This is a genomic window from Chryseobacterium sp. MMO-72 (genome assembly GCF_037146035.1).
Lineage (GTDB): Bacteria > Bacteroidota > Bacteroidia > Flavobacteriales > Weeksellaceae > Chryseobacterium > Chryseobacterium indicum.
Genome location: NZ_JBBCWG010000009.1, coordinates 132,020 through 157,576, shown reverse-complemented (window position 1 = coordinate 157,576; position 25,557 = coordinate 132,020). Strand labels below are relative to the sequence as shown.

Sequence of the window (25,557 nt, the reverse complement as noted above, 5' to 3'; positions counted from 1 at the left end):
TTACTAACATTTAAAATTAACAAAAATGAAAACAGGAAATATAGGAATTAGAAACCTTGCGGATATTGGTGTAGAAGATATTGATGTGTATGGAACAGACAAAAGAAAATATAAAGCATTTGAAAAAACAGAAAAAGTAAAACTTCGTATTGGAGTATTCTTCGATGGTACAGGGAATAACAAGTATAATTCTGATACCAAATATTATAAATTACCTCTACCCATTGATGAAAATAATCTTCCAAAGAATAAATTTAATGGATTTGTTCCGGAGTCAGGCAGTAGCTATTGGAATAATTATTCTAACGTTGCACTATTGCACGATTTATATCAGATAGATATAAAAGAAAAAACAGATAAATATGCATTCTATTATTTACAACTCAGACAATATGTAGAAGGAATAGGAACAAAAAAATATGAGGAAGATGATGTGTTCGGCTCTGGTTTTGGAGAAGGAAAAAGAGGGATAGTAGAACGGGTAAAAGAGGGATGCGAAAAAATTGTAGAGCAATTACAGGAAGAGTTAAAAAAAATACAAGCTTCTTCGGTAAATAAGTTTCCTTTGGAAATTGTAGAAATAAAATTTGATGTATTTGGTTTCAGCAGGGGTGCAGCAGCAGCCAGACATTTTTGCAATGAAGTATTGAAAAGAGAGCAAATAGCAGAAACCATAACAAATAAACAGAATAAGGAGCAAAAAAAACAAAATGATTTTCCTACCAACAAAGATTTGCTGAAAAAAGAAACAGACATTACATTGAAGAAGCCATTAGATAATATGCTTCATCCTAGTGATACAGGAAGCTATATGCAATACTTATTTCAAAATAAAATTAAAATGGAATATCCTGTTGATAGAGTATCTGTTGAGTTTTTAGGAATTTTTGATACCGTGATTTCACAAATGCTAGAAAAAAACAATATCATCGATGTGGCTAAAAGCATAGAAGATAACAAAAATATTGTGAAAATAGTTGAAAAAGTTGGCGTATTAGGATGTGAAATGATTATACCTCCATCCCCAATTTCTAATGTGCTTAAGCCTCTGGTTCCTCTCGCAGGAGAGATCATTACACAAAAATTGCTTAAACTCAATAAAAAAGTGGCAGATTTGCCAAAGGCAAATCCATATCTTAAACACAGAAACCTTAAAAAAGTTTTTCATATAATGGCAAGTAGCGACTGGCGGAAGAATTTTCCTGTAACTCCGGTTACGGATGCTTTTGATAGTAGACAAATATGGATGTTGGGAGCCCACAGTGATATAGGAGGAGGATATGCAGATGCAAAAGTAGAAGAAAAAGTACTTCATTTTATGGATGTCTCTGTAAATGCAAGTTCTGAAAAAAAAGCAAAGGCACAACAGGAAAGAAATGACCTAAGAAATTGGTATATCAATAATTACTACTGTGAAGATACTAAAATAAAATGGGACGAATATCATCATATATTGGCAACAGATAAAAACTATTTTATTCCAAAAACAAAAATTATCATAAAGCCTAAAGAATTTATGGGATCACAAATTACAAAAACCGAAGGGCAAATAGAATATAACCTTTTTGCATATCATTATAAATTAAATGCAGAGAGAGTACCAAGCAATAAGCTTTCTGTTGTAGCATTGAAAGTAATGCACCACATGGCAATGCAATATGGGGGAGTTCCTTTTTTTGATGACCATAAAATAGCAAAACCAGATGTAAAGTATCCTTTTGAATATGAACTTCCGCAAGAACTGCAAAATTATTATGATACCATTAAAGCTGTTGCAGAAACAGGCTGGAAAAAAGATAATAGTGGTAAAGTGCTAGAAAATAGAGATTTATTTTTTGATTATGAAAAAAGAATATACAAATTAAATCCTGAGGATTATAAACTCATTAACAAAAAATATGTACATTTATCTGCAAGTTATAATGGAAGATTAGCAAAAGATAAAACAGATCAATACGTAAATGCAGCTACTTCAGATGCAATAGATCATATTCCAATGCTTTATGCTAACGAGCCTCAATTTAATGAAAATGAAAACAATCGTACAAAGCAGCCCTATCAGCGGCTATTCTACACTCCGAAATTATCTAAAAAAGATACAATTAAGTCTCATTAGTCTTTTGCTATTAGCCTGTAAAGACCAACAAGAAAAAAAAGAAAAACAGGCAGACCTCTATAACTGGTCTGCCAATATCTCTGCTCCCAAGTTTTATCCTGCTGCTGGTTCAGTTGATTTTGAATATGCTGGAGCAAGTACCCATACAACAATAGAGCCTGGTTGGGGAGATACAGCAGGAAATTATATTTCTGGAGATAAATATAAACCTGTTCCTGAAAAAGTAAGTATAGAATATGCAACGGCTACAGATTCCTTATCATATAAAGGAACACTACAGCTCCCGAAAGAAAAAATACTTGCCATATTTCGTGAGCAGTCTCATCCCAAGCAGATAACAAAGACTATAAAGAAACAAATTGAAGTTTTTCCCCGAGAAAAAGAGGATAATGCCATAGAAAACATACCTAAACCCAGTAATTATTTCGAGCTGATTGTGGGGATGGCTCCGGGTGGCTGGATAAGGGTTTGGATAAGAGGAAATGGTGATTTTGATAAAGTAGAAATTATGAAAGCTAAATTGCCTTCATACAAAGATCCTAATCTTAATAAACATTTTGGAAATTTAGAAAACTGGGGAAATTCAACGCCTTACTGGCAATATCACGGAATCCCTTATGATGCTTGGGCAAACAATGAGAAAGAGTATAATTACGGATTTAAATTTGTATCAAAAAATAATGAGACTAAATTAGATAGAAGTTATGTAGTTTCATCTGATGGCTGGTATTCCTCTTTTTATACAGAAGATCTTTCAGAACATCTTGATAAAATAACAAACAATACTTGGAAAGGAAAAATTCCCGTTCATCTTTCGGTATCATGGCAGGATCAGCAGAATAGAAAATATTATGATACTAATATTGTTATGCCCAAAAATCTAAAAAAAATTTTTGAAGAAACTTATATTGCGGATAAAAATCATACCTACAGTAATTTTGTGATAGAGCTAGAGCAAAATAAACTAAATGCTATAGTGTATTTAAAAACGAAAAATAAAATGATAAAGCTCCTACGCTTCAAAGGAGAACCTTCCTCAAAAGAGAAGCAAGATTTTGGAGATTTTGCATATGCTAAAGAAATAGAATATTTCATTCCTTAAATGCAGAAGATACGATTAATTCTCATTAGTCTTTTGGCGTTATTGCAAGAATCAGTAGCACAGACCACCTTGTTTCGATTTGAATTGATTTACAGAATGTTATGAGGTGGTAAAACGATGGATTAAAATCCATACAATAATCCTAGCCATTATTTATATTATTTTTTTCTTAGTGCAAAGAAAAAATCAGCATGTAGAACAAGAGATTGATTTTTGGACACTTTTGCTAATTTTTGGTATAAATATATTTCATTGGAATGATATTAACTCTTCTTGGGGGATTTTAGCATTACCTTTAAATAGTTTTTTACTTCTTTATTTTCTATTTTTTAGAAGTAGTCTAAAAAAATATATTTATTTAAGCATTCTTTTTTATTTTTTGATTTATTTAAATTTAATGTCTAATATTTCTGAATTGTTTTATTACAATCAGAAATATAACAACTATGAGAATTACTTATATATTTTTAATACCGTTTTATTAATCTTATTTTTAGTTCTTAGAATTAGGGATTTATTGAATCTAAAAAAATAAATAAGAACAAAATAGGTTGTCTCATAAAAGAGGCAATCTTTTTGTTTTTCGTAAATTGAAATCGTAAAAACTTTAAAACAACTTATGTTAACAGAACAAGAAATCGACAGGATTGCTCAAGATCATATTGATAAATCCAGTGAAAAATCCGGGATTAAGCTCTCTCTTTTCAAAGAAGCTACTATTAAAAAAAATTATGGAATGATTTTTTTCTATGTGAGCAAAAAATTTTATGAGACAAGAGATGAAAAGTATAATACATTAGTTGGAAATGTTCCTTTTTTAGTCAAAAATGTTGATGGAGAAATTATAGAATTTGGCTTCGGCAATACGATCGAATATTACATTCAAGAATACGAAGCGGGAAGATATTGTTAGATTTAAATTTATTAAAATGAAGAACTCTTTTACAGAATATTTAATAAAAAACGGATGGATAGAAGTTAGTTTTTTAACATATCAATTTCAAGAAAATAAATCTGTAGAATTGTTTTTTGATACTTCAAATCAGGTCGAATTACATATCAATAAAAAAAGAATATCTGGAAAATATATTGAAAGAATTGAAGATTTGGTGAGTTTTTTATCTGACAACAGATTAATCTGACTTGTAGAAAATTTTTTACTGCCCTTGTAAAAGAACAATCTCTCTTTCTGTGGTGAACTTCTTCTTAACATCCGCAATGAGACAATACAAAATGGTCAATGGATTGATAAATTACCAATATTTCTTATGAATTGGGATTCTGGAATTTTTTAAATTGTAATAATGCATAAATCTTCAGTTTACAGCTTTTGATAGTTCTGTAAAGATTACTAATTCCTGATGTTTTTTATAAAAAAATAAAAATTAAATGAAGTACAAATTTAAAAAAATAGATTTCAGCTCTGGAACTATGCCAAAGAATAAAATAACGTATGATTTCGGAGTTGATTATGAATCATTAGATGAAAAACATAAAGTGTTATTCGAGATAGCTTGGCATGGCTGGACGAATAAAGAAGTTCAATTAATAATTGATAACTCAAAAGCTTTAACAGGAGACGAAAAATATACTTATCAAGTAGAAGGAAGCGATTTGATGATGTATGTCTATAAAAATAATGTATATTTCTTTGATAAGAGAAATGATGGAGAAGAAGCTGATTTAATTTTAACATTTAATGAATTCATAGAGTTTATGAAGAATTTTAAAAAATTTCTTTTAGAAAATAACAGATAGTTTTAACGACAACCATAGGTTGTCGTTTTTTTAATTAATATCAGAATCAAGGAATATAGAATTAAGTAGGCTGTTCTAAATATTAAAATTTGAAATGAGCTTATATTCTTTTACATTAGATAACTTTTCAGATAATAAATTAATGTAGAATAAAAAAATGTTCGATTGTAAGTATTTTTTATGTTTATAATAAGCTGTTTTTTGAAGAGCATACTAAATTCCCACACCTGAAATGTATCAACCTAGCCACAAAACATTTCCACACAATTTTATGCTAACTTTGGTGTATGAAAAAATTAGAATCAAGAGAGGATATTGAATATCTGGTAAATTCGTTTTATGCCAAAGTCGTTAAAGATGAGGTGATTGGCTTTTTCTTTAATGATATTGCTAAAGTAAACTGGGACAGTCATTTGCCGAAGATGTATTCGTTTTGGGAATCTATTCTTTTCGGACAGATGTCGTACAAAGGAAATCCGATGGGCGTTCATTTTCCGGTTAATGAAATTCAGGCGATGGAACAGCATCATTTCGATCGTTGGCTGAATCTCTGGAAAACAACGGTTGAAGAAAATTTTGTGGGAGAAAACGCAGATCTGGCAATTTACAAATCTGAAAATATTGCCAAACTGATGGCTTTTAAAATGGATTTGGCGAGAAGACTTTAATGTTTAAAGTTCTTTGTTGTGAGTTCAGTGTTTTTTTAAGTTACGGAACAATTACCGTGAAAATATAGGCTGCAAGGTTTACCAATAAAACCGTTCCGTAGAGAATATTTGTTTTTCCCCGGCTTAAAGAAAGCATCACGATAAAAACAGAAAGCGAAAGCAGAATAATATCTTTCTTATCCAGACCCAAAACCAGCGGAATATCATACAAAATACAAACGACAGAAACCGCAGGAATCGTAAGTCCGATACTTGCTAAAGCAGAACCCAGAGCAAGATTTAAACTCGACTGGATCTGGTTGCTTCGAGCCGCCCGAATCGCCGCAACACCTTCCGGAAGCAGAACAACCGCCGCGATAATGACTCCGACCAGAGATTTTGGAGCGCCTAAACTCTGCACCATATTTTCAATTGTGGCAGAAAGACCTTTTGCCATCATCACAACAATCGCCAGACAAATCACCAGAAAAGTAAAACTGATTGCCGTTTTTGAAACCGAAGGAATATAATTTTCTTCTGATTGCTCTTCCGGAACGATAAAATAATTTCTGTGACGGATCGTCTGAACCATCAGAAAGACACCATAAATCACAAGACAGGCAATAGAAACAAAAATAAGTTGTGCCTGATTATAAAAAGGACCGTTTACGCTGGAGGTGAAATTCGGAAGAACCAAAGTCAAAATCAGGATGGAAACAATACTAACCAGATAAGTGGTGGCGGAAGTTCTTGCGAAAAACTGTTCGTAATATTTCACGCCGCCCACCAAAATACAGATTCCTAAAATTCCGTTGAGAATAAGCATTACCGCGGCGAAAACCGTATCTCTTGCAAGCGTAATCGCCTGATCTCCTCCCGCAACCATCAGCGAAATAATCAGCGCCACTTCAATGATTGTAATACACAGCGCAAGAATAATAGTTCCGAAAGGTTCGCCCACTTTATGCGCGACAACTTCCGCGTGATGCACCGCAGATAAAACACTGCCCGTTAATAAAATTCCGGCAATTACATCAGACAGAACACCCGTTCCCATAAGTCCGGAAAAATAATAACCAACTGCGAGAATGGGAAAAATGTACGTATAATGTAAAAATTCTTTCAATTTCATAACTGTTCCTAAAATACAAAAAATCGATGACTTTTGAAATATCAAAAGAAAATATTAATGGTATTTTAATGGCTCCAGAAATAAAAATCCTGAAAATCCGTCAACATATGAAGCAGTAATCCAATGGCTATAATCCTTATATTTCCTTTAAAAAAAAGCATCAAAAAATACACCGCAATCGCATAATAAGAATGCAAAAAATGAAAACCGATGCTTCCGCGGTTAGGATCAAATATAGGATTGGCAAAAAGATGATCCACATCTACAAGCATGGTTGCCAGCAAAATAAGATACACTTTTTTCCAGTTCTTCCTGTAAAAGATTAAAGCAATAAACACGGGAAAAACAAAATGCAGGAAATAATGCGTAACGGTTTTTAGTAAGGTAATATGTGAAGCATCCATTGATTTTTTATTTTTTTACCACCTTAAAATCAAAGGAAGGTCATCTTTTTTAAACTGTACTTTCAGACAATAATCCTGATCTCTGTTTCCGTAAAAAATGTAATCAATATCGGAAATCATTTTCTTTTCCTTAGGTGATAATGTATTTAAAAAAGACAGCAATAACGGATTATTTTTTACAAAAATATAATTTTCATTCAGATTGAAAGACTGCTGAATTGGTTTTCTTGTAGATTTTATCTCAAAATCTTTTCTTTGCTGAGTGATGAGGTTAGGCTGAAAAGGAATTGCTGTGAACTGATTCTGGGCATTGATCCATTTTTTATTCTGAAAATACAGCTCCGTCTTTTCAGGGTTTAAACTTTGAAAATCAATGATATAATTTGGCTGAATGATCCTTTGGAACGTTTTCTTTTCAACTTCATTAAAATTATCATCGTAGCTGTAAGTAATGATCGTGTCATTCACCTCTTCCAGATGTACGGAAGCTTTGATCTGATTGACTGATGAAGAATCTGCAAATGTTTTATCAAAAAAAGAACTAAAATTTTTAATATTTTCAGCATCCAGTTCTGTTTCTAAAAAAGAATCGGTCTTCAATAGTTTTGAAATAGCAGGGGAGAGATCGTAAGAATCAGACTGATTCCTGATTTCAATTTCATCATGTTTCAATTCGACAGAAAGATTGTGGCTGCCTTTTTTTGTGTTCAGAATAATACTTCCTAATCCATTGGCAATGAGCGCGTGTGCATCAAAAAGATTTGCCTGAGAACTGTGAAATAACTGGTTGTTAATTCGCTCAAAATCATCATTGGAACTTCCGATAATAAGGTTTCCTCCAAAAACTTTAATAAAAACCTGATCTTTCCTGAACACCTGATTTCCCAGATCCGTAAACTTCTGCTGTTTCAGAAACAATAAAAAAGTCTTCCTGTCTTCCAGTTCAAAAACACTGTACCAGTTCGAAACTTTTGAATTTTTCAGATGGAAAGCCTGTAAAAAATCGGGAATTTTCACTCCCGATTCTTTAAAAGATATTGTATTTTTCTCTTTGCTTTTAAACCATAAAGAAGGATGCCCTGCAAGACTGTAAACATATTCTCTTGTCAGCTTTTTTGTATCAATCAGAATGATCGCATCTGCTTCCTGCGGAGAAAAAATCTTCGTATTTTGTTTATGGTAAAAAACGAAATACATCATCCCCGCAAAAAGTAAAATAACGAAGACAAAAAGTTTCTTTTTCATTATAAAATAGGCTGCTTTTTATCAGATTCTTTCATTTTATATACTTCATCAAAAACGTCGAAGAAATACATTAAACTGTTTTCCGAAGCATTTTTAATGTTGTAATTAACTTCTGTTTCTATCTTTTCTCCTTTGGCTTCTGTTTTAAAATACACTTCGCCCAGATTTTTCTTCAGAAGATCCAGTGTTTTTCTTTCCGACGGAGTTTTAAGCTCTTTCTCAAGTCCGACCATTAGTTTCTGAATGTCAAACCTTCCCGACAAAGGATATTTCGCCGAATCTTTTGCCCATTTTTCAGAGATTTCCGAATGGTTTTTAGATGAAATATTCTCTGTTGAGGTCGTTACGTAGACAATTCCGTCTTTTACCGTAAAGAATAACTTATCGAAATATCCGTCATTTTTTCCTTCGCTGAAGGCATAAAAATCTCCGTTTTTAGAGAATTTCTTAGCCGTCACTTTATTCGTGGTCAGCATATCGAAAATACGGTTCCAGTACCCTTCATTTTCCGTAGCAAAAGCAAACGTGAAATTCGGAACAGCGATTTCTTTGGTTTTCTTCACTTCCTTTTCATTATAATCATCATCATATTCATAATCGGTGTATTCTACGGTTTTGGATTTCAGTTCATTAAGAACGAAAATTCCGTTCCCGGGTGCGATCTTGGTAATGGCCTTTTCATCCAGAACAATCTTCATGGTTTCCATTAAAAGTTCCATTTCTTTCTGATAATCGCCTTCTCCGGAATCTTTCAAGAGGCTGTACATCAGATCAAAATACTTATTTCCGTCTACATTAATGGCGTAATATCCGATGCTTTTATCGTTGATGAGAGCTGTCAGCTTTTTATTCTTTTTCCCTCTGTAAACAGAATTGATGCTCTTCTGAACCGTTTCATTTTTATGCTGATAACTGTTCACCAGTCTTACTTTATCGTTATCAAAATACAGATTATAAGAAGAATTGGAATTGTATGCTTTCCCCATAAGATTTCCGAAAGGGTAGTGGCTCATAATTTTACCGTATGCTCCGTTATTTACGATTCTTCCATAATCCGTATACACAAAAACATCAGAATCCGGATCCCGGAAAGACAATATTTCTTTGGAAACATCGAGCTCCTGCGCAGAGCTGAAATAATCATCAAAATCCTTTTCCGCCAGTTTCTTGGTGATTTTAAACTTTTCGATCTTCAGAGAATCCATTTTCTTCTCATAAGTGCTGTCTTCTTCTGTTTCCTCACTCATTTCTTCCTCCATATGCGGAAGTGTATATTCGCTTTCCTTTTCAGAGTAATTTTTGTCACTGGAATCTTTTTCTTCTTCCGGATATTTGTGATGCTTTTCCAGATATTTAATGTCTTTTTCTTTCTTGGCAATTTCGGCCTTGTATTCTTTAATGTCTTCCTTTAGATACTGAATATCATCTTTCAGATATTTGATCTCTTCTTTGTAATCGAATGCTTTTTCTGCGTATGCGCTGTCAACCGCAACGACCGCACTGTCCATAACAGCCGCTGCTGCACTGTCAATTGTTACAGCAGCACTGTCTGCTGTCATTTCATCATTCCATTCAGCAGAGGGTTTGTCATAACCTATGAGCTTCAGTACCGCCTGCTTATCGTTCCATGCAACAAACAATTCATCATCGAGATTAACGTAAGAGTAATTTTTTCGTTTCGAAATTTCCAGTCCTTTTTTCTTGGATGAATTAATGAATTCCTGAAATTTTTCTTTGTTATCCAGCAGAAAATGAGCGGTATACGTTTTTACGGAATCGTTGAAATTGGCATAATGATATTGTGTGGCATCGTATTTTATCCCGGTTTTGGAATAATCGTTCCACGAAGCCTGTTTTTCTTTATCTTCTTTGGCTACTTCAAGCAAAAAAGGATTCAGTTTCTGCCAGTTGATTTTCTGGTTAAGCTGCTTTCCGTTAATTTCCATATAAAAAAGAACGTCTTTGGGAAGCTTCATTTTCTGTTGTGAAAAGATGGAGCTGAAAGCAAAAAGTAAAAGTAAAATTTGTGTTTTTTGTAAAATAGATTTCATGGTTGTCGATTGAAATTATTGAAAGAGAATGGTATTTTGTAGTTGTTTTTTCTGAAGGATAAAATCCAGAACGTTGGCTTCCAGTTTTACTGCTTTTTTATTCGGGGAAAGCAGGTAAGAATTATTGGTCTGAGCTTTTATGGTATTCTCAAACTGCATTACGGAAGTATATTTCGCATCGTTAAAGACTTCCTTATCTGCTTTGCTCATCTTGTTGTAATCATTTTTAAAACTGCTCACTTTATTTCTGGTGAATGTTTTTTTCTCCGGACTCTGACTGTAAAGCTGTACCGGAACCATTTTTCCAACGATGTTTTTCGCTTTCAGCTGTTCCAGTCCGGCATTGATGTTTTCAATTTTCTTAAAATTACAGCTTAGTTTGATAATGTAGTTATCAAAATCCATGGAAGTCTTCACATTCGAAATTCCGGGAGTTGCTTTAAAAATTCTTGCCGCTTCATTAATTTTAGCTTCAATTTCAGACCTTTTGGGAACTTTTTTACCGTTAATTGTTTCCATTTTCGAGATGGAAGCCAACCGTGTCTTGCTTTTACTGGCGTTCAGAATAAGTGAATATTCTCCGCTGCCATCTGCTTTTACGTTGATTTTATCTAAAATATCAAAACAGCTTGTAAGAAGCAACAGAGGCAATAATAAAAACATCTTTTTAATAATATTTTTCATATTTGAGTTTTATTTATGTTTAAATTTTTGCGGTTAAATAAAGTTGTTGTTTAAATTCTGCCTTTCAAATAATCCTGCCGGAGATCTTCGTCCAGTTTTTCAATAGCGTACCGAAGACTCGTTCTGGGCATTTCTTTGTAATGTGTATCCAGGAAATTAATTAATTCCGCTTCGTTTTTTTCTCCCATTTCTCGAAGCAGCCAGCCGTTGGCTTTGTGCATCAGATCATGGGTGTGTTTCATATTTTTGGTAACGAATTCTTTGGTAAGATCAAACGATCCTTTTTTTACATAATGCATCGTTCCCACAACAGCTATTCTTTTATGCCACATTTCTTCAGAATCCGAAAGTGTTCTCAGTATTTCATCTTTCTGATTTTCAAAAGCATAGCGTCCCAGAATTTTATAACAGCTTGAATCTACCAGATCCCAGTTGTTAATGTGCTGTAAATGATTCAGATAAAACTCAACAATGTCATCTTTTACCGCTTTATCCTTTGTTTTTTCAAATTTAGAAATTAACATGAATAAAGCAGTCAATCTGTGTTCATGATATTGGGAAGACAGTAATTTGCTGAGTTCCTCCATCGAAATTCTGGCATAGAATTCTTTTGCAACAGAACGCTGATCCGGAACTTTTACCCCTAAAAACAAATCGCCTTCTCCATATTCTCCTTTTCCATTTTTGAAAAATTTAGCAGAAGAATCTGATTTTTCCGGAATTGAAAGCTCATTTAAAGCTTCTTTTATTTCTTTTAAAATTATACTCATTTGATAATTAGCAATTTAGTCAACATTATGTAAAGCAACACCTTCCTGTTCCTCTTCTTCTTTTGCAATCTTCTTCGGATTGGCAACTTTGGCAATCGTAAGTCCCTGAACAATAATTGAAAACACAACCACACAATAAGTAATACTTAAAACAATCGTGCTGTTTTCATTTTTCGGAATAGAAAGAGCCAGAGCAATCGAAACTCCACCGCGGATTCCTCCCCAAACCAAAACTTTTACCGTTTGCGGACTGAATCTTGTTCTGAAAGACATGAATTTAGTAGGTCCCCAAATTGAAATAAACCTTGCCAGTAAAACTACGGCAATCGCTACTAATCCCGGAATCATATAATGGCTTAAGTCTTTGATCATCAGTAACTCAAATCCGATAAAAAGAAATAGAACAGCATTCAGGATTTCGTCGATAAGTTCCCAGAATTTGATCAGATAATCCTGTGTTACAGATTTCATTTTGAATTTCACATTAAAATTCCCCATGAATAATCCGGCGGCAACCATGGTTAAAGGTCCCGAAATATGCATCTGTCTTGCAATAAGATAACCTCCCATGACTACAGAAAGCGTCACCAGTACGGAAATAATATAATCGTCCACTTCACGCATCAGTCGCGAGGTAATCCACCCGAGAACAACACCGAGTAAAAGTCCGCCACCTGCTTCTTTCAGCAATAACAAACCGATGCTTTCCATATTCAGTGTTACTTCGTTTCCAATCGCAAGCTGAAGAACAACTGTGAAAACCACCACCGCCATCCCGTCATTAAAAAGCGATTCTCCGGCAACTTTGGTTTCCAGAGATTTTGAAACATTTGCCTGTTTTAAGATACTGAGAACAGCAACAGGATCTGTAGGAGAGATGAGTGCGCCAAAAAGAAGACAGTAGATAAATGGCAGCGAGATCCCGACAAGAGGTAACAGATAATACATGCCGAAACCCACTACAAAAGTAGAAATCACAACTCCTGCCGTTGAAAAAATAACGACAGGAACAAACTGCTCTTTGAGATCATCGATATTAATATGAATTCCTCCCGCAAACAGAAGGAAATTTAGCATGGCGCCCATCAGAACTTCTGTAAAGTCGATCCCCGTCATTAAATTGTGAAGATGCCCGAAAGTTCTCGGCAAAACCGTTTCTCCGAAGGAAACTAAAAATATGGAAACCACAATGGCGATCACCATAATTCCGATGGTACTCGGAAGCTTCAGAAATCTGTAATTAAGGTATGAAAATATGGATGCTAAAACAATTAAGGCTGAAAATGAATAGTATAATTCCACTAATTTGGTGTTTAAATTTTTTTGTGATTAATAATCGATGTATAATACTTTGATGTAGATTTTATTCCCGTCTTTTTCCCAGATATCAAGAATTCCGTCTTTTACAGATTTTGATCCTCGTGTATATTCCTTTCCAAGATTCAGAATGTTCAGCAGAATATATTCGTCGCCTACTGAATTCACGAGATACGGTGTTTTTTCTGTTTTTCCGTCTCCGGAAGACTTCATTCCGTCGGTTAATGCACGAAACTGACTGAGATGATACAGAAAATTTTCTCCGTCTTTAATGCTGTCATATGCTTTCAGAAGAATCAGCAGAATATCCAGATTGGTAGGATCTTTATCATACAACGCTTTTCCCTGTTTAATGCAGTCCTCAAAATTATTATTTTTGTAAGCATCCGCTAAGCTTTTAAACGCTTCATCCGTTGTAAAAAGCAGATCTTCTCTGAAGTTTCTTCCATAGTAAAGATGCTGTGTTTCAAGCGTGTCTAAAGATTTAGGATAGGCTTTGTATTTAAAAATCAGCTTGTTGTAGTTGTATTGGGACTTCTCGCTTTTCAGGTCTTTCTCAATTGCTTTGAAATCAATTTTTGATTTCTGTGCAAAACCATTAAGCGAAATCAGAAGAAACAGGAGAAAAAAGTAATGTTTCATCGGTTCTTTTTTATTTTGTATTTGTTGTATAAGACCAGCATGACAAATCCTAAAACCAACCGGAACAAAGCGGGCATAAAATAGGTTCCGGAAATATATCGGTCGTTGAATATTTTTTCGTAAAGAAAATAAATCAATAAACAAGAAGGAGAAAGCAAACCTTTACCGTAGAGATAAATTTTAAAGAAAAGATGATTGAATTTAAGATCTGTAAAGAATGATAACAGTGCCAACAGACAAACTGCGACTGTTATCATTCCTAAAATCTTTACTATCAGAATATCCGTTTCTTTGCTGATTCCTCCGATGCTTCCCAAAAAATTAATTCCTACCACGATTAGAAAAAAGTAATAGAATGTATTGTTGGAAAACAGTCTGTTCATGAATTATTGGTCTTCATGATTTTTTTCTGTACTTTCTTCCTCATCGTTATCGAAATATTCGAAAAGGAAATCGTTGTACGGGAATCTGGAAATATGAATCTTCATCACTTCATCATAGATCAGCTTTTTCATTTCCGGGAAATTTTCTTTCGTAATGGCAGAGATGAAAACCGTCGGATATTTGGATTTTGCCATCCATGTTTTTTTCCATTCTTCCAGAGAAATATTCTTTTTTGTAGATGGTGTTAAATCATCCTCGTCTTTTTTCTCATAGCTGAAATCATCAATCTTATTGAAAACCATAATCATCGGTTTCTGATGGGCATTGATCTCCATTAAGATCTGATTGACAGAATCAATATGATCTTCAAAGCTTTCATGCGAAATATCCACTACGTGAATCAGCAGATCCGCTTCACGAACCTCATCCAACGTAGATTTAAACGACTCAACCAATTGGGTAGGTAGTTTTCTGATGAATCCAACGGTATCCGTTAAAAGGAATGGTAAATTTCCGATCACAACTTTTCTTACCGTCGTGTCCAATGTCGCGAACAGTTTATTTTCTGCGAAAACTTCAGATTTAGACAGAGCGTTCATCAAAGTAGATTTTCCTACGTTGGTATATCCTACCAAAGCGGCACGAACTACTTTTCCGCGGTTGTTTCTCTGGGTTGCCATCTGTTTATCAATGGTTTTCAGCTTATCTTTTAACAATGAAATTCTATCGCGGATAATACGTCTGTCGGTTTCAATTTCCGTTTCTCCGGGACCTCTCATCCCGATTCCCCCTTTCTGACGTTCAAGGTGGGTCCACATTCTTGTTAGTCGGGGTAAAAGATATTGATATTGAGCGAGTTCTACCTGTGTTCTTGCATAGGATGTGGTGGCTCTCTGCGCAAAAATATCAAGAATAAGATTGGTTCGGTCTAAGATTTTGACTTCCATTTCTTTCTCGAGGTTTTTAAGCTGCGAAGGAGATAATTCATCGTCAAAAATAACGGTTCCTATATTGTTTTCTTTTACATATTCTTTAATTTCCTGCGCTTTACCGCTTCCGATGAATGTTTTAGAGTCCGGCTGTGTAAGCTTTTGTGTAAAACGCTTATCTGCCGTTGCGCCGGCTGTAAAGGCTAAAAACTCCAGCTCATCCATATATTCCTGAAGTTTATCCTCATCCTGATGCTGTGTAACAACACCTACCAAAACTGCCTTTTCGTAATTATGTTCTTTCTTTTCTAGCATTAAATTCTGTCTGTATTTGTGAGATTTACAAGATACTATTTTTCAGGAAAAAATCCAAGACGAATTTTTTGTGGTAGGTATGGCGGGCTTTCCGGCAGAATTCTGAAAAAGAGGATTTTGATGCCCGTGAACGATGCTAAGGAGTGGGAGAGTTATAAAGTTTAAACGATACTTAAAAGTGTAAGTCTCCCAAAGCCCAAACAGAAGATGAGGTTCAGATTGGCGCCACTGTTCAAAAAAAATATTAATTTTCCTACCGATGCTAAATTGGCAAAAAAAAGTGATTGATAATTACGGGAAAATAGCAGAGAAACAGTGTGTTCTACAAAGGCAAAGCTACAAAAGAGTAAGCGTGCAATTCTTGAGAAATGCTTATTGGGAACATATTTTTTACAGATATAATTTTCGAAGATGAAAAACAGTCCTTTTTAAGAAATGATAATTATTTAAAATTATTGCTAATGTTATACTTTTTTCCATTAAACTTATAATAATTTTCTTCAGCAAAAGGTTTTCCATCTCTTATTCCTTTTGTTGTGATAACAAGATCATAAAATCCAGTACCATATTTCTTGACATCTATATTACTTTCGTAAGAGTCTTCAGAAATCTCTTTTGCTCCCGAATCATCAAAGCTAGTTTCTAAATTAAGAATCTCTTTAAATTCATCTGAAATTATACTATAAATTATTGTGTAACCAGATGAGTATCCTTGTCCTGTTCCGCCAGCATGGAGAACAAATCCAAATTTATGATATCCAATATTAATTAACTTCCAATCTGGATTAGGCTCACCCCATTGACCATCTTCTAATTTATCAAGATATTTTTTTTCTATTTTCCATCCATTTAAGTATTTTCCAAATTCTATAAAACTCATATTGCCACCACAAGCATGACATGAATATCCTGTCTTATCGTTGCCATATTTATCAAGTACTCTTCGAGGTCTTGAAAATGTAACAGCAATAATTGATTCTTTATCACCGTAATCCATGTTATAAAAATCTAAAATTTGATGAGAATATTGATTTTTTACACTATCAGTTTTTTCATTAAGTAGTGTTAAGACTATTTTAATTGCTTTATTTTGATTCCAAATGCCTGGAATATCAACAGAATCTGTAATTCTCTGTTTACCCTCTGTTATTGTAACATTATTGTCTCCTACATTTACAACATTTCCATCGTTATTATCACCTTCAATTCCTACTTTACTCTTATTATTACAAAAAAACAAGCAGTTTAGTAGTGTAATTACTATGATATATTTGAATATTTTTAGTATCATTATTTGATTTGAATTTTGTTATTATCATTATTATTACCTTTTATTCCAATTGTTGAATTGGTATTAAAGTGTAATATACAAAATATAAGTATTCCCACTAAAATAGTAATAATTAAAATTAATTGAAGTTGATTAGATCTATTGTTTTCACTACCATTTGAATTGAACGCCTGTTGTTCATAAAATATCCCTATAAATGTTAAACTTGATACAATCGTACTAATTAATGGTTCATAATCAAACTCACTTTTTATTAACCATACTAAAGAAATTATTAATACAGATAGATTTAATAAAATCGAAACTATTTTCATACTAAGTTTTTTTACAAATTGGTTTTCGGACAATTAATTTCTTTAACACGTGAAGGACTAATTGTTAGAGTAGTTAAAAAATTTGATTCCGATCAATATACACTATTTCGTCCTAGCTGGAATTGCCAAAATTCGAAATCAGTTATTGTTGTAGTTATTTTGGGAAAATTAATGAAATGAAGATTATTATTGTATAGAATGCCATTCAAAAAGATAGTAATAATTGCCTATAAAAATTTTAACAAAATAAAAATACAAAAATTTCAAATTATATTATTCCTCATTTATTTTTTCTTTAACATCAAATCTAATTTTTAGTCAGTTGTAATTCATTGATAAATATGACTTTTATGAATTTACAAAAAATGTAGAAAAGTATTTTCGTTATTTAGAATAATTATATAAGTGTGTACAGATAATATTGATGTAGTATGGTTACAAGTTTATTGGTTGTGAAAGTAGCCCCAGTGTAGCCTATTTTTATCATGTGCTACAGAAACTAGCGATAAGATAGATGTAATAGGAGGATTTTCTATTTGGTGCTTTATCTAATTTTCACAATTTTAAATAACAAGTTAATGCTTTCTATACAATACTTCTATTTTCTTACAGTGATAAGGATTGAAGTAAAAACAGTTACAAACCCAGCTAGGCTCGAATCAGAAATACTATAATTGTCTCAATCCTCTACAACCCTTTCCTAAAAAGACTTTTCGTTTTTATGTGTCCTGTTTAGTACGTTGCGGTTCGATATGATCCTCAAAAAAAGCTAAAAAAATCATGAATATTGAACTGCTTTTTTATTTTGTATCTGTTTAAAAACAAAGTTTTACAAACGAAAAGAGGAAGTCTCATAACTCAATGATGTGGGTTGAGAATCGTCTGTACAAAAACCATTCTCAGACAGGAGGTCGAGAAAAAACATAAAAAAAGGCTGTTTTTACGAGTTGTTATACAGCCTCTTGTAAGTTGGACTCCCTCCCGACAGGAGTTCGAACTAATTAATGATGATATTCAGGAGTTTATACTAATTCATATACCAACCATACTGAGCTCGAAACATTTGAGTTAAGGGGTATTTTAGAATCAAAAATTCGAAGTAGGTGGAAATCATCCAAAGGGAAGGTTTTGGCATTTTAAAATCCACAAAATATGCCCTTCATATCTTTGAATTTAAGCCTTGTAATTTTATGGTTAAAAAAAACACTCCCCTAAATTGTTTTAAATGAGGCTACTTTTTTACAAATTAACGAGTCGTGCAGCGATTACCTTGTTGTGCACTCGTTCTGTTACTTAGACTATAAATTTACTTACCTACATTACCGTCAATATTAACTTGAAATCGGTCAAATTTCTCTATCATTCTAGTATAAATTTCATTTTCATAATAATATTTGACAGAAATATTAAAGTCAGGCTGAGAGTTAGAATATGGTATATCAAAATCATCATTTTGCCCGATAGTTGTCAGTGTTCTTTCGTAGGTTTGTAACTTTCCATCCAAGCTATATGAGAGGACTACAACGATTTTTTCAAATTTATTATTATTTTCACTTACAAACTTACAATTATTATAAATAGAAAACTTTTGATAAATGGATTGATAACTACTCAAATCATCAAAAAGATGATAATTTTCTTGGAATTTAGTCCCATTTATTTTGATTTCTTTATTTGTCGAAAGACCAAAAGAAATTGGAATATTCGAAATGAATTTTTCATTATTTTCAAACTTACAAGATAAGTTAATGTAAAAAGGTTGATTTATTATTTTTGTAAGAGAAATACTTTCACTTTCAAAGTCGAGGCTAAAGTCTATAATTCCATTTCCGATATATCTTATATTCATATTTTCAATATCGAGATTGCTTGTGTATGATTCTATTTTCCAATCATTTAAAACTCCAAAATTTAAACCGCCATATTTATTTGATAATTGCTTTATCGTTTTCAAATCTTGATCATTTTGAAAAAGAAGTGCCTTAAAACTTAAATTTATCCTTTTATCTTTTAGAGAAATTGACCCTAGTTTGGATATATTATTAACAGTATAAGAAACAACTTTAGCACTGTTGGGAATAGAATAAAAACCAATATTATTATCCTTAATTATGTACAATTGATTTTGGTCTATCTTAAAATATTTATTTTCATTTTGACTAATTATTTGATTTATTTCTTTTATTAACGTTGTTTTTTCATTTGAAACTATTTCTCTAGATAATTGAATATTTTTATAAACTCGTAGTTGATTTAAAAAATTCTTTTTATCACTTTCTTTAACAGCCAAATTTAATTCTTGATTGATATACTTTAGCATCTCAATCTCCCACATTTGAAGAAAAGGAATACTCTCATTTAAGCCCTGTAAGTTTTGCAATTTAGACGCAAATATGAATTTTCCATTTTCATCTAAGTATTTTGAGTTAAAATCAATAAAAAAATTTAGAGGCAGGTTTCTTGGATCATCTAAATTGTTGTGTACAATCCCTTCATCTAAAACCAAATTATTGTATATAGTGTAAGAATTTTGAGATGTGTAATTTAAATCTTTAAAGTTTTTTGAAATAGATAATAGTAATAAAGCTAAATTTTTTACAGCTTCTCTTGGAAATAGTTTTACTTCCTTTCCATTGCTATCTACCATAACCGCACTTGTTAGTCCTGTTTCTTTTTGTTGTTTTAATTTTGAATTTGAATACTCTGGGATTTTAGAAAAGTCAATTTGAATTGTAGAATTAATGATATCGAAATATTCATTACAATATTCATTGAAAAACTTTTCAGAATTTTGTAAATAGTTTTCTATAATATTTTCTTCGTTGAATTGATAATTATTGATAATTAAAAATGTTTTATCAATTTTAGGAGGTCTTCCGACAGGAGCAGCACCGTAAGTTGGAGTAATTTTGCGAATATTATTATTTATGATAATTGCATTTGAAGTATTAAAAACTGCCTCATTTGCTGCTATCAAAATTTCGCCACTTCTCAATGGTAGAGATTCTTCCTGAAGAGGTTGATTATTAATAGATAATGTTCCATTTAATATCAAACTTTTGCAAATTATATATATTCCTTGTTTTCTTTTACTAAATGTAATTGTCTTTCCCTCTTTTGGTATTACAATAGTATCTGCGATAAAAATAATTGCATTTGAGTTGTTTTCATATTTTTGTTCATAAGTAAATGAACTTTTACCTATTAAATTTACAACATCATAATTATTTTGCCCATACAAAAAACTAACTAATTTTCAATTTCTTTTAGATTGATATTATTGTATTTCCATTTTTTTATTTTACCATTTGAATACACAAAAGTTAAGTTAACAAAAATATTTTTAATCATTTCAATGTTTGGAACAATATATTTAAGTGATTCCGGTCTTAAGTATACTCCATTTTCAGAGAATGGCTTTATACTTCTTTCAAATGCTTTTTTTTGATCGAAAGTCATTTGCACTATTACTTCTAACAGTTCATCTTCTTTATTTATTTGGTTAAACTTTAAATTAATTGGATTTACAGTTAAGATATTAAATCTATTGTCTGATAAACTATTAGTCCCTGAACCACCTGTAAATGCTTTAAACTTTCTTTCCATTTCCAATGTATAATTTAAATCGGTAGAAATAGAAATCTTTTCTTTAAAGACTGTATTAGCAACCAAGTTTTTATCTTCCTCAGACCATTCTTTCATCAGAGGAAATGTTATAATATTTCTATCTTTTCCTAAGACATCTTTCCAGGTGTAATTTGGAGATTTTGAAAAGACATACTTTCTATCTGATTCGTTTGATTTTGACACAAGACTTATGGCGTAATCTATTTTGTTGATTTTTAATTCTTTACCAATTTCTGTCGAAAAGTTGCTCGGTAGACTTATTGTTACGGATTTAAAATCACTTTCAGTTGCATTCAAAATTAGTCGCTTTTTTACTTCATCAGAATAACCACCAATTGAGATATTACCTCCACAAATAGTATTTCTTTCAACCATTTGTTGTACAGTAAAATTATATACTGTTGAACCTTTATTTATAAAAGTAGCGTCTTTTAATGAAGTAGAGTAACCGGCAGAAATAAAACGACCACTTGCAGAAGGGTCTTTTGCTTCTGCTGGCGTAAGTTGTTGTGGTGGCTGTATATTAGTTAGGATTTCTTTATTTATAATATCTAAAATTGGCAATAAAAACTCTTTTCGATCAGCAGAAGTAAACCCTTCACCTAGAATAGTTTCAACCTCAATACATTTGTTTGTTTCCAATTCGTTTAAAATTCTTTGAGCTGAAGATTCATAAGAACCACCAAATAAACCAAAATAACTTGCTTCTGCTTTAAACTTATCATTGCTAGAGTAGTGTTTGTAGGTTTGAGCCCAATTTACCTTTATTCTAAAACCTAATTTTGGAGTAAGACCTAAATATTTCAGCTTAATTATTACAGGTATTCCACTATTGCTATTAAGTAGAGGCTTACTAATATCGGTTTCAATCTTATTTAATGGAATGCTAAAAGACATCTTTTGGGTAGAAAATACGGGAGCCATACCTGAGCCAACACCACGATTGGCAATAATCACACTAGGAGAATCTGGATTAATTGAAGGAGAATAAACTGCTACATCTGCATCAGTAAACATTATTGGACCAAGTCTTATATTATTTCCATACTTCTTTTGCAACTCACTTTTCAAAAATCAAATGCTTCATTTGGAATCTGAAGGCTTACACCAAAATTTATAAAGCCACCATCTAATTTTTGTTCTTCATCTTTTGGATTAAGATATGAATATCTCAAAAATAAAAAATCGGGCAAAATTTCATCGTCTATTTTGTTTTCAAATAGCCTTGGCATATCAGGAACATAAATGAAATTAACATCAATGAAAAAAATGCTATTATATTTTTCATATTACTAATATTTATTTTTATAAGATTATTCTTTATGTTGTTTTTTTGTCTGCAGTTGCTTTTAGGTTTGTTAGAGTGGGTAGAGGACGCAGAACATTCAAATATACGCATTGCGTGAAAATTATCATTATTAGTTTTGTTAATATATTTTATAAAATTTGAAATTAATACATTAATTTATATTATTAATGAATTCTAAATACATAATTCAAGGGGTATTAGTTATAATGTCATATAAAGATGTTGGTGACTGTCACGGTTAGTAGTTTGATATTTTTTGCCATATAGTGAAATTATGGGATTGTGAATTTAATAAATGTATTATTCAGTAAGTCACATCATTTACTTACTTTAATAGGTTTTAAGAATACATTCCTGAAATTTTCAGGTGAAATTTCAAAAGCATTAATAAATTTTCCAATCTCTTCTTTACTCACAGCATTAATCCCCTTGGTTATAATTGCTTCATAAAATCTTTCTAACTTATCTTTTAAAGTTGAAAGAGAGGAATCATCAATAACTCTTGAGTTTTCACTGGGATTTACGTTCCATCCTTTTACTTCAGGAGATTGAAGGGTAACTAGTGTGTGAGGCGTATTTTGCCCATAATACTTTTTAAACCATTCTCCAGACTGTAATAATTGCCCAATGTTATCTCTAGTTATTTCTTTATGAATAGCCATTGATTTAGCTTCTAATATCAAATAATGACCATCACTCATAATCCATAGTACATCTGGACCGTTCCCAAATTCATTCTCAGGTTGTTGAGCATCAAATCCAAATAATCTTCCAATCTCTTTCAGAGCTTTTTCGAACTTGAGAGCTTTGATATCCTGACTAAACGTAAGATCATCTAATATTGCTTGTATATGTATTTTAAGGTCTTGAGATTTGTTAAATTGTTTTATATAAGAAAGTATCATAGAAGATTGACTTTCATTTTTATTTAACTTACTATAATTTTCACCATTTCGAGGTGTAAGCATATGTGGAACAATTGTTGCTTTAATCTGCAAATCATTAGATTTTACAGGATCATTTTGATAAATTAGTTTAGCAGCATATTCATAATACCATCCTTTATGCTTTAAAGTCAAATCTAAGTCTTTATTGTTGATAATTTGATTGTCTATAATTTCTGTAGCATTATTATATTGCCTTAAATTGAATTTTTTTAATGATTCTTTTTCTTTTTCAGCAATACTTAAATCTCTTTTTTTAATGTCACTTAATTCATCATCTTTTACCTCGCTTAAAATTGAATTATGAAACTCTCTCCAACTTTCATCCTGATCTAGGCAGAAAAAAACAGTGCTCTTAATTGTTTTTATTGAATCTGATTTGTCTTCTTCTTCATCAAGAATAGTTAGTCCAGATTCTATTTGCTTTCTAGTTACTGGAGAGAAATAACCATAATTAAATCTGTTTCCCAAAAACTGTACTAAATCACTTCCCATAAGAATTACGGCACAGTAATCGCTTCCAGATCGTACGGCTCTACCTAAACCCTGTTCTATAATTTGTGACTTTAAAGATGCTTGAACTGAATCTACTCTCATTTCTTTATAAAGATCACTATAAGATGTAAAACGTGGATAACCGTCTACAATTAATAAGCGACACATATCTCCTTGCAAATCAACCCCATCATATCTGTTTATTAGAACATAAAAACCTCCTTTAGAGCTTTTTAATTTTTCTATATTATCAATAATATTGCCATCTTCATTGAGATTAATAGCGCCATATTTGTACCATATTTTAGCTTTTTCCATAGAAGGGACTAATACAACAGTATTATATCCTTCGTTTGCTATTTCAGCTGCCAATTTTCTAATCTCAGAATCATCAATACTTGGGTCAAATCTCTTAGGAGCTAATATTAGTCTTTGCCCAACATCTTTTCTATTTCTGGGAACGATAGCATTAAGTACGCTTTGTTCTGAAATCCCAAAATCTTTAATCAAATCAACTTGATCTTCAAATGTTGCAGACAGGATATATTTAAATTTAGCTTCTGAGAATGATTTTATAGATTCATAAGGTACTATCATAGGTGAAACCTGTAATCCTTTTGATCCAATATAACAATCGAAAGTATCTAGTGAATCAAGTATCATTTGCCATTTGAATTTAAGTTCATCATCTTCCGAAAACTCATTCAAAATGTCCAATATTTCTTCTTTTCTATCAAACCAAGTCCAATATGGAACTTTCAATATTTTAGCATGAGGATCACCATCAATTAATCTTCTATAACTTCCTGGAGCTTGCCTTTTTAATTCCGATTTAAAAAGTTTTATTAATCTCTCAAAGATTTCATGAGTATTGGATATTTCAAGTGTGGTATTTTGTCTTGCTATATCTAAACATGTGTGTGCATCATCTATAACAATTGATCCAATTTCAATATTATCCCGATTAAATATAGACTTTGCATTAAATAATTTATGAAAGTTACATAGCAATATACTTTTACAGTTTAAAAAATCTGCTGGGAATTGGTTACCTTCCTCAATTTCGCAAACTGGAATTCCATATAAAATTGCTTGTTTTTTTGCTTGTTCCAGAAGATAATTATCTGGACAGACATACACAGCTGTTCCAACACCTTCAATTAACTTCGAGTAGAGCATCATTAAGCTAACCAATGTTTTTCCAGAACCAGTATTCATTTTACATAAAATCTCACTTTCTTCTCTTCTTGAATGCCATATTTTTAATACTTCTTCCTGGATACCTCGCAAATATGCATATCCATCCTTGTGATATAAAGATTGGTAGAGATCAATTGGGTCAATTGGTAATGATGGTTTGTTCTTGTTTTCGAGTTTCTTTTTAAAAATATTCATGATGATTAGTTTATAAAGTCCTAAAATACTAAAAAAATATCTATATAGTATTCTTTACCATTAAGAATCTATTTTAAATATAATGGTAAAAAGTATTATTCAAATATTGACAAACCCTGCTGGGCTCAAAACAGAGTCTGTTTAATTGACTCACTCCTCTGCAACCCTTTCTTAGAAAGTATTCGGATTTTATTTGCCTCCAATTTAGCACATTGCGGTTCGATAGGATACACAAAAAGGCATAAAAAAAACAGTTCATATCGAACCGCTTTTTAATTTTTTATCTATTTGAAAAACAAATGGTTGTAAATAAAAAAAAGTCGCTTTTCAACGACTTTGTAAATTGGGCTCCTCCTGCTGGGCTCGAACCAGCGACCCTCTGATTAACAGTCAGATGCTCTAACCAACTGAGCTAAGGAGGAATGTCCTATTGTTTTAGTAGTGCAAATATAAATGGAATATTAATATCAAGCAAATTTTTATTTTAAAAATAATTAAAAAATTCCTTTGTTGATGGGTGGTTTGAATGTTATTTGATTATATGTCAGTTAATTAAAATAGAGGGTTGGGGCAAAACTTCTTTCGTGAAATTCAATAAAAAATAAGCTGTATTTCTGCAAAAAATTTTTTGCTTCTCTTCTTTATAATATTTCGGGTTTGTTTGTTTTAAATTTCATATATTGGAT

22 protein-coding genes and 1 tRNA gene are annotated in these 25,557 nt (G+C 32.0%); 6 read left to right on the top strand and 17 right to left on the bottom strand.

Annotated features, from left to right (window positions below; genetic code table 11):
- The first annotated feature begins 25 nt into the window (after nucleotides 1-25).
- The 6 genes from WFH39_RS13545 (at nucleotide 26) to WFH39_RS13520 (ending at nucleotide 5,644) form a co-directional block, all read left to right on the top strand.
- Nucleotides 26-2,116, top strand: coding sequence for a phospholipase effector Tle1 domain-containing protein (locus tag WFH39_RS13545; protein WP_336690302.1), 2,091 nt, complete (start codon nucleotides 26-28; stop codon nucleotides 2,114-2,116).
- The gene (locus WFH39_RS13540; RefSeq protein WP_336690301.1) at nucleotides 2,031-3,218 is read left to right on the top strand and encodes a DUF2931 family protein; all 1,188 of its coding nucleotides are present in this window, start codon (nucleotides 2,031-2,033) and stop codon (nucleotides 3,216-3,218) included. Before WFH39_RS13545 ends, WFH39_RS13540 begins: the two co-directional genes overlap by 86 nt.
- 619 nt (nucleotides 3,219-3,837) lie before the next feature.
- A complete protein-coding gene (locus WFH39_RS13535; RefSeq protein WP_336690300.1) occupies nucleotides 3,838-4,131 on the top strand; it encodes a hypothetical protein in 294 nt (97 codons plus the stop codon).
- A gap of 16 nt (nucleotides 4,132-4,147) precedes the next feature.
- Entirely contained in the window at nucleotides 4,148-4,360 is a 213-nt protein-coding gene (locus tag WFH39_RS13530) for a hypothetical protein (RefSeq protein ID WP_336690299.1), read from the top strand.
- A gap of 247 nt (nucleotides 4,361-4,607) precedes the next feature.
- The gene (locus WFH39_RS13525; RefSeq protein ID WP_336690298.1) at nucleotides 4,608-4,976 is read left to right on the top strand and encodes a hypothetical protein; all 369 of its coding nucleotides are present in this window, start codon (nucleotides 4,608-4,610) and stop codon (nucleotides 4,974-4,976) included.
- A 287-nt stretch (nucleotides 4,977-5,263) separates the two neighbouring features.
- On the top strand, nucleotides 5,264-5,644 hold the full coding sequence (locus tag WFH39_RS13520; RefSeq protein ID WP_336690297.1) for a group III truncated hemoglobin: 381 nt from the start codon (nucleotides 5,264-5,266) through the stop codon (nucleotides 5,642-5,644).
- A gap of 40 nt (nucleotides 5,645-5,684) precedes the next feature.
- On the opposite strand, the gene WFH39_RS13515 is transcribed toward WFH39_RS13520, so the two are convergent.
- The 17 genes from WFH39_RS13515 to WFH39_RS13435 all read right to left on the bottom strand — a co-directional run bounded on the left by WFH39_RS13515 (nucleotide 5,685) and on the right by WFH39_RS13435 (nucleotide 25,293).
- Nucleotides 5,685-6,755, bottom strand: coding sequence for a calcium:proton antiporter (locus tag WFH39_RS13515; protein ID WP_336690296.1), 1,071 nt, complete (start codon nucleotides 6,753-6,755; stop codon nucleotides 5,685-5,687).
- A gap of 65 nt (nucleotides 6,756-6,820) precedes the next feature.
- Nucleotides 6,821-7,159: a DUF6122 family protein gene (locus WFH39_RS13510; protein WP_336690295.1), complete on the bottom strand. Its 339-nt coding sequence runs from the start codon at nucleotides 7,157-7,159 to the stop codon at nucleotides 6,821-6,823.
- Nucleotides 7,160-7,174: 15 nt separating this feature from the next.
- A complete protein-coding gene (locus WFH39_RS13505) occupies nucleotides 7,175-8,404 on the bottom strand; it encodes a hypothetical protein (protein WP_336690294.1) in 1,230 nt (409 codons plus the stop codon).
- Nucleotides 8,404-10,455 (bottom strand): hypothetical protein, encoded by a 2,052-nt coding sequence (locus WFH39_RS13500; RefSeq protein ID WP_336690293.1) that lies wholly within the window; start codon nucleotides 10,453-10,455, stop codon nucleotides 8,404-8,406. Before WFH39_RS13500 ends, WFH39_RS13505 begins: the two co-directional genes overlap by 1 nt.
- Before the next feature lie 15 nt (nucleotides 10,456-10,470).
- Nucleotides 10,471-11,139 carry a hypothetical protein gene (locus tag WFH39_RS13495; protein ID WP_336690292.1) on the bottom strand — a complete coding sequence of 223 codons (669 nt, stop codon included), beginning with the start codon at nucleotides 11,137-11,139 and terminating at the stop codon, nucleotides 10,471-10,473.
- Between the two features lie 50 nt (nucleotides 11,140-11,189).
- Complete coding sequence (locus WFH39_RS13490; protein ID WP_336690291.1) at nucleotides 11,190-11,909, bottom strand: DNA alkylation repair protein; 720 nt, start codon at nucleotides 11,907-11,909, stop codon at nucleotides 11,190-11,192.
- Nucleotides 11,910-11,924: 15 nt separating this feature from the next.
- Nucleotides 11,925-13,211 (bottom strand): cation:proton antiporter, encoded by a 1,287-nt coding sequence (locus WFH39_RS13485; protein ID WP_336690290.1) that lies wholly within the window; start codon nucleotides 13,209-13,211, stop codon nucleotides 11,925-11,927.
- A 27-nt stretch (nucleotides 13,212-13,238) separates the two neighbouring features.
- Complete coding sequence (locus WFH39_RS13480) at nucleotides 13,239-13,868, bottom strand: DUF4919 domain-containing protein (RefSeq protein WP_336690289.1); 630 nt, start codon at nucleotides 13,866-13,868, stop codon at nucleotides 13,239-13,241.
- Nucleotides 13,865-14,251 carry a hypothetical protein gene (locus WFH39_RS13475; protein ID WP_336690288.1) on the bottom strand — a complete coding sequence of 129 codons (387 nt, stop codon included), beginning with the start codon at nucleotides 14,249-14,251 and terminating at the stop codon, nucleotides 13,865-13,867. The genes WFH39_RS13480 and WFH39_RS13475 overlap by 4 nt, the downstream gene beginning before the upstream one ends.
- Nucleotides 14,252-14,254: 3 nt before the next feature.
- Nucleotides 14,255-15,496 carry a GTPase HflX gene (gene hflX, locus WFH39_RS13470; protein ID WP_336690287.1) on the bottom strand — a complete coding sequence of 414 codons (1,242 nt, stop codon included), beginning with the start codon at nucleotides 15,494-15,496 and terminating at the stop codon, nucleotides 14,255-14,257.
- Nucleotides 15,497-15,938: 442 nt separating this feature from the next.
- Nucleotides 15,939-16,787, bottom strand: a complete 849-nt coding sequence (locus WFH39_RS13465; RefSeq protein WP_336690286.1) for a hypothetical protein — start codon at nucleotides 16,785-16,787, stop codon at nucleotides 15,939-15,941.
- Entirely contained in the window at nucleotides 16,787-17,101 is a 315-nt protein-coding gene (locus WFH39_RS13460; RefSeq protein ID WP_336690285.1) for a hypothetical protein, read from the bottom strand. The genes WFH39_RS13465 and WFH39_RS13460 overlap by 1 nt, the downstream gene beginning before the upstream one ends.
- 1,306 nt (nucleotides 17,102-18,407) lie before the next feature.
- Nucleotides 18,408-20,342 (bottom strand): hypothetical protein, encoded by a 1,935-nt coding sequence (locus WFH39_RS13455; protein ID WP_336690284.1) that lies wholly within the window; start codon nucleotides 20,340-20,342, stop codon nucleotides 18,408-18,410.
- Nucleotides 20,343-20,350: 8 nt separating this feature from the next.
- Nucleotides 20,351-21,787, bottom strand: a complete 1,437-nt coding sequence (locus WFH39_RS13450) for a hypothetical protein (protein ID WP_336690283.1) — start codon at nucleotides 21,785-21,787, stop codon at nucleotides 20,351-20,353.
- Nucleotides 21,788-21,795: 8 nt separating this feature from the next.
- A complete protein-coding gene (locus WFH39_RS13445) occupies nucleotides 21,796-21,960 on the bottom strand; it encodes a hypothetical protein (RefSeq protein ID WP_336690282.1) in 165 nt (54 codons plus the stop codon).
- 394 nt (nucleotides 21,961-22,354) lie between these two features.
- Entirely contained in the window at nucleotides 22,355-24,871 is a 2,517-nt protein-coding gene (locus WFH39_RS13440) for a DEAD/DEAH box helicase (RefSeq protein ID WP_336690281.1), read from the bottom strand.
- A gap of 348 nt (nucleotides 24,872-25,219) precedes the next feature.
- A tRNA-Asn gene (locus tag WFH39_RS13435) sits at nucleotides 25,220-25,293 on the bottom strand.
- Between the last annotated feature and the right edge of the window lie 264 nt (nucleotides 25,294-25,557).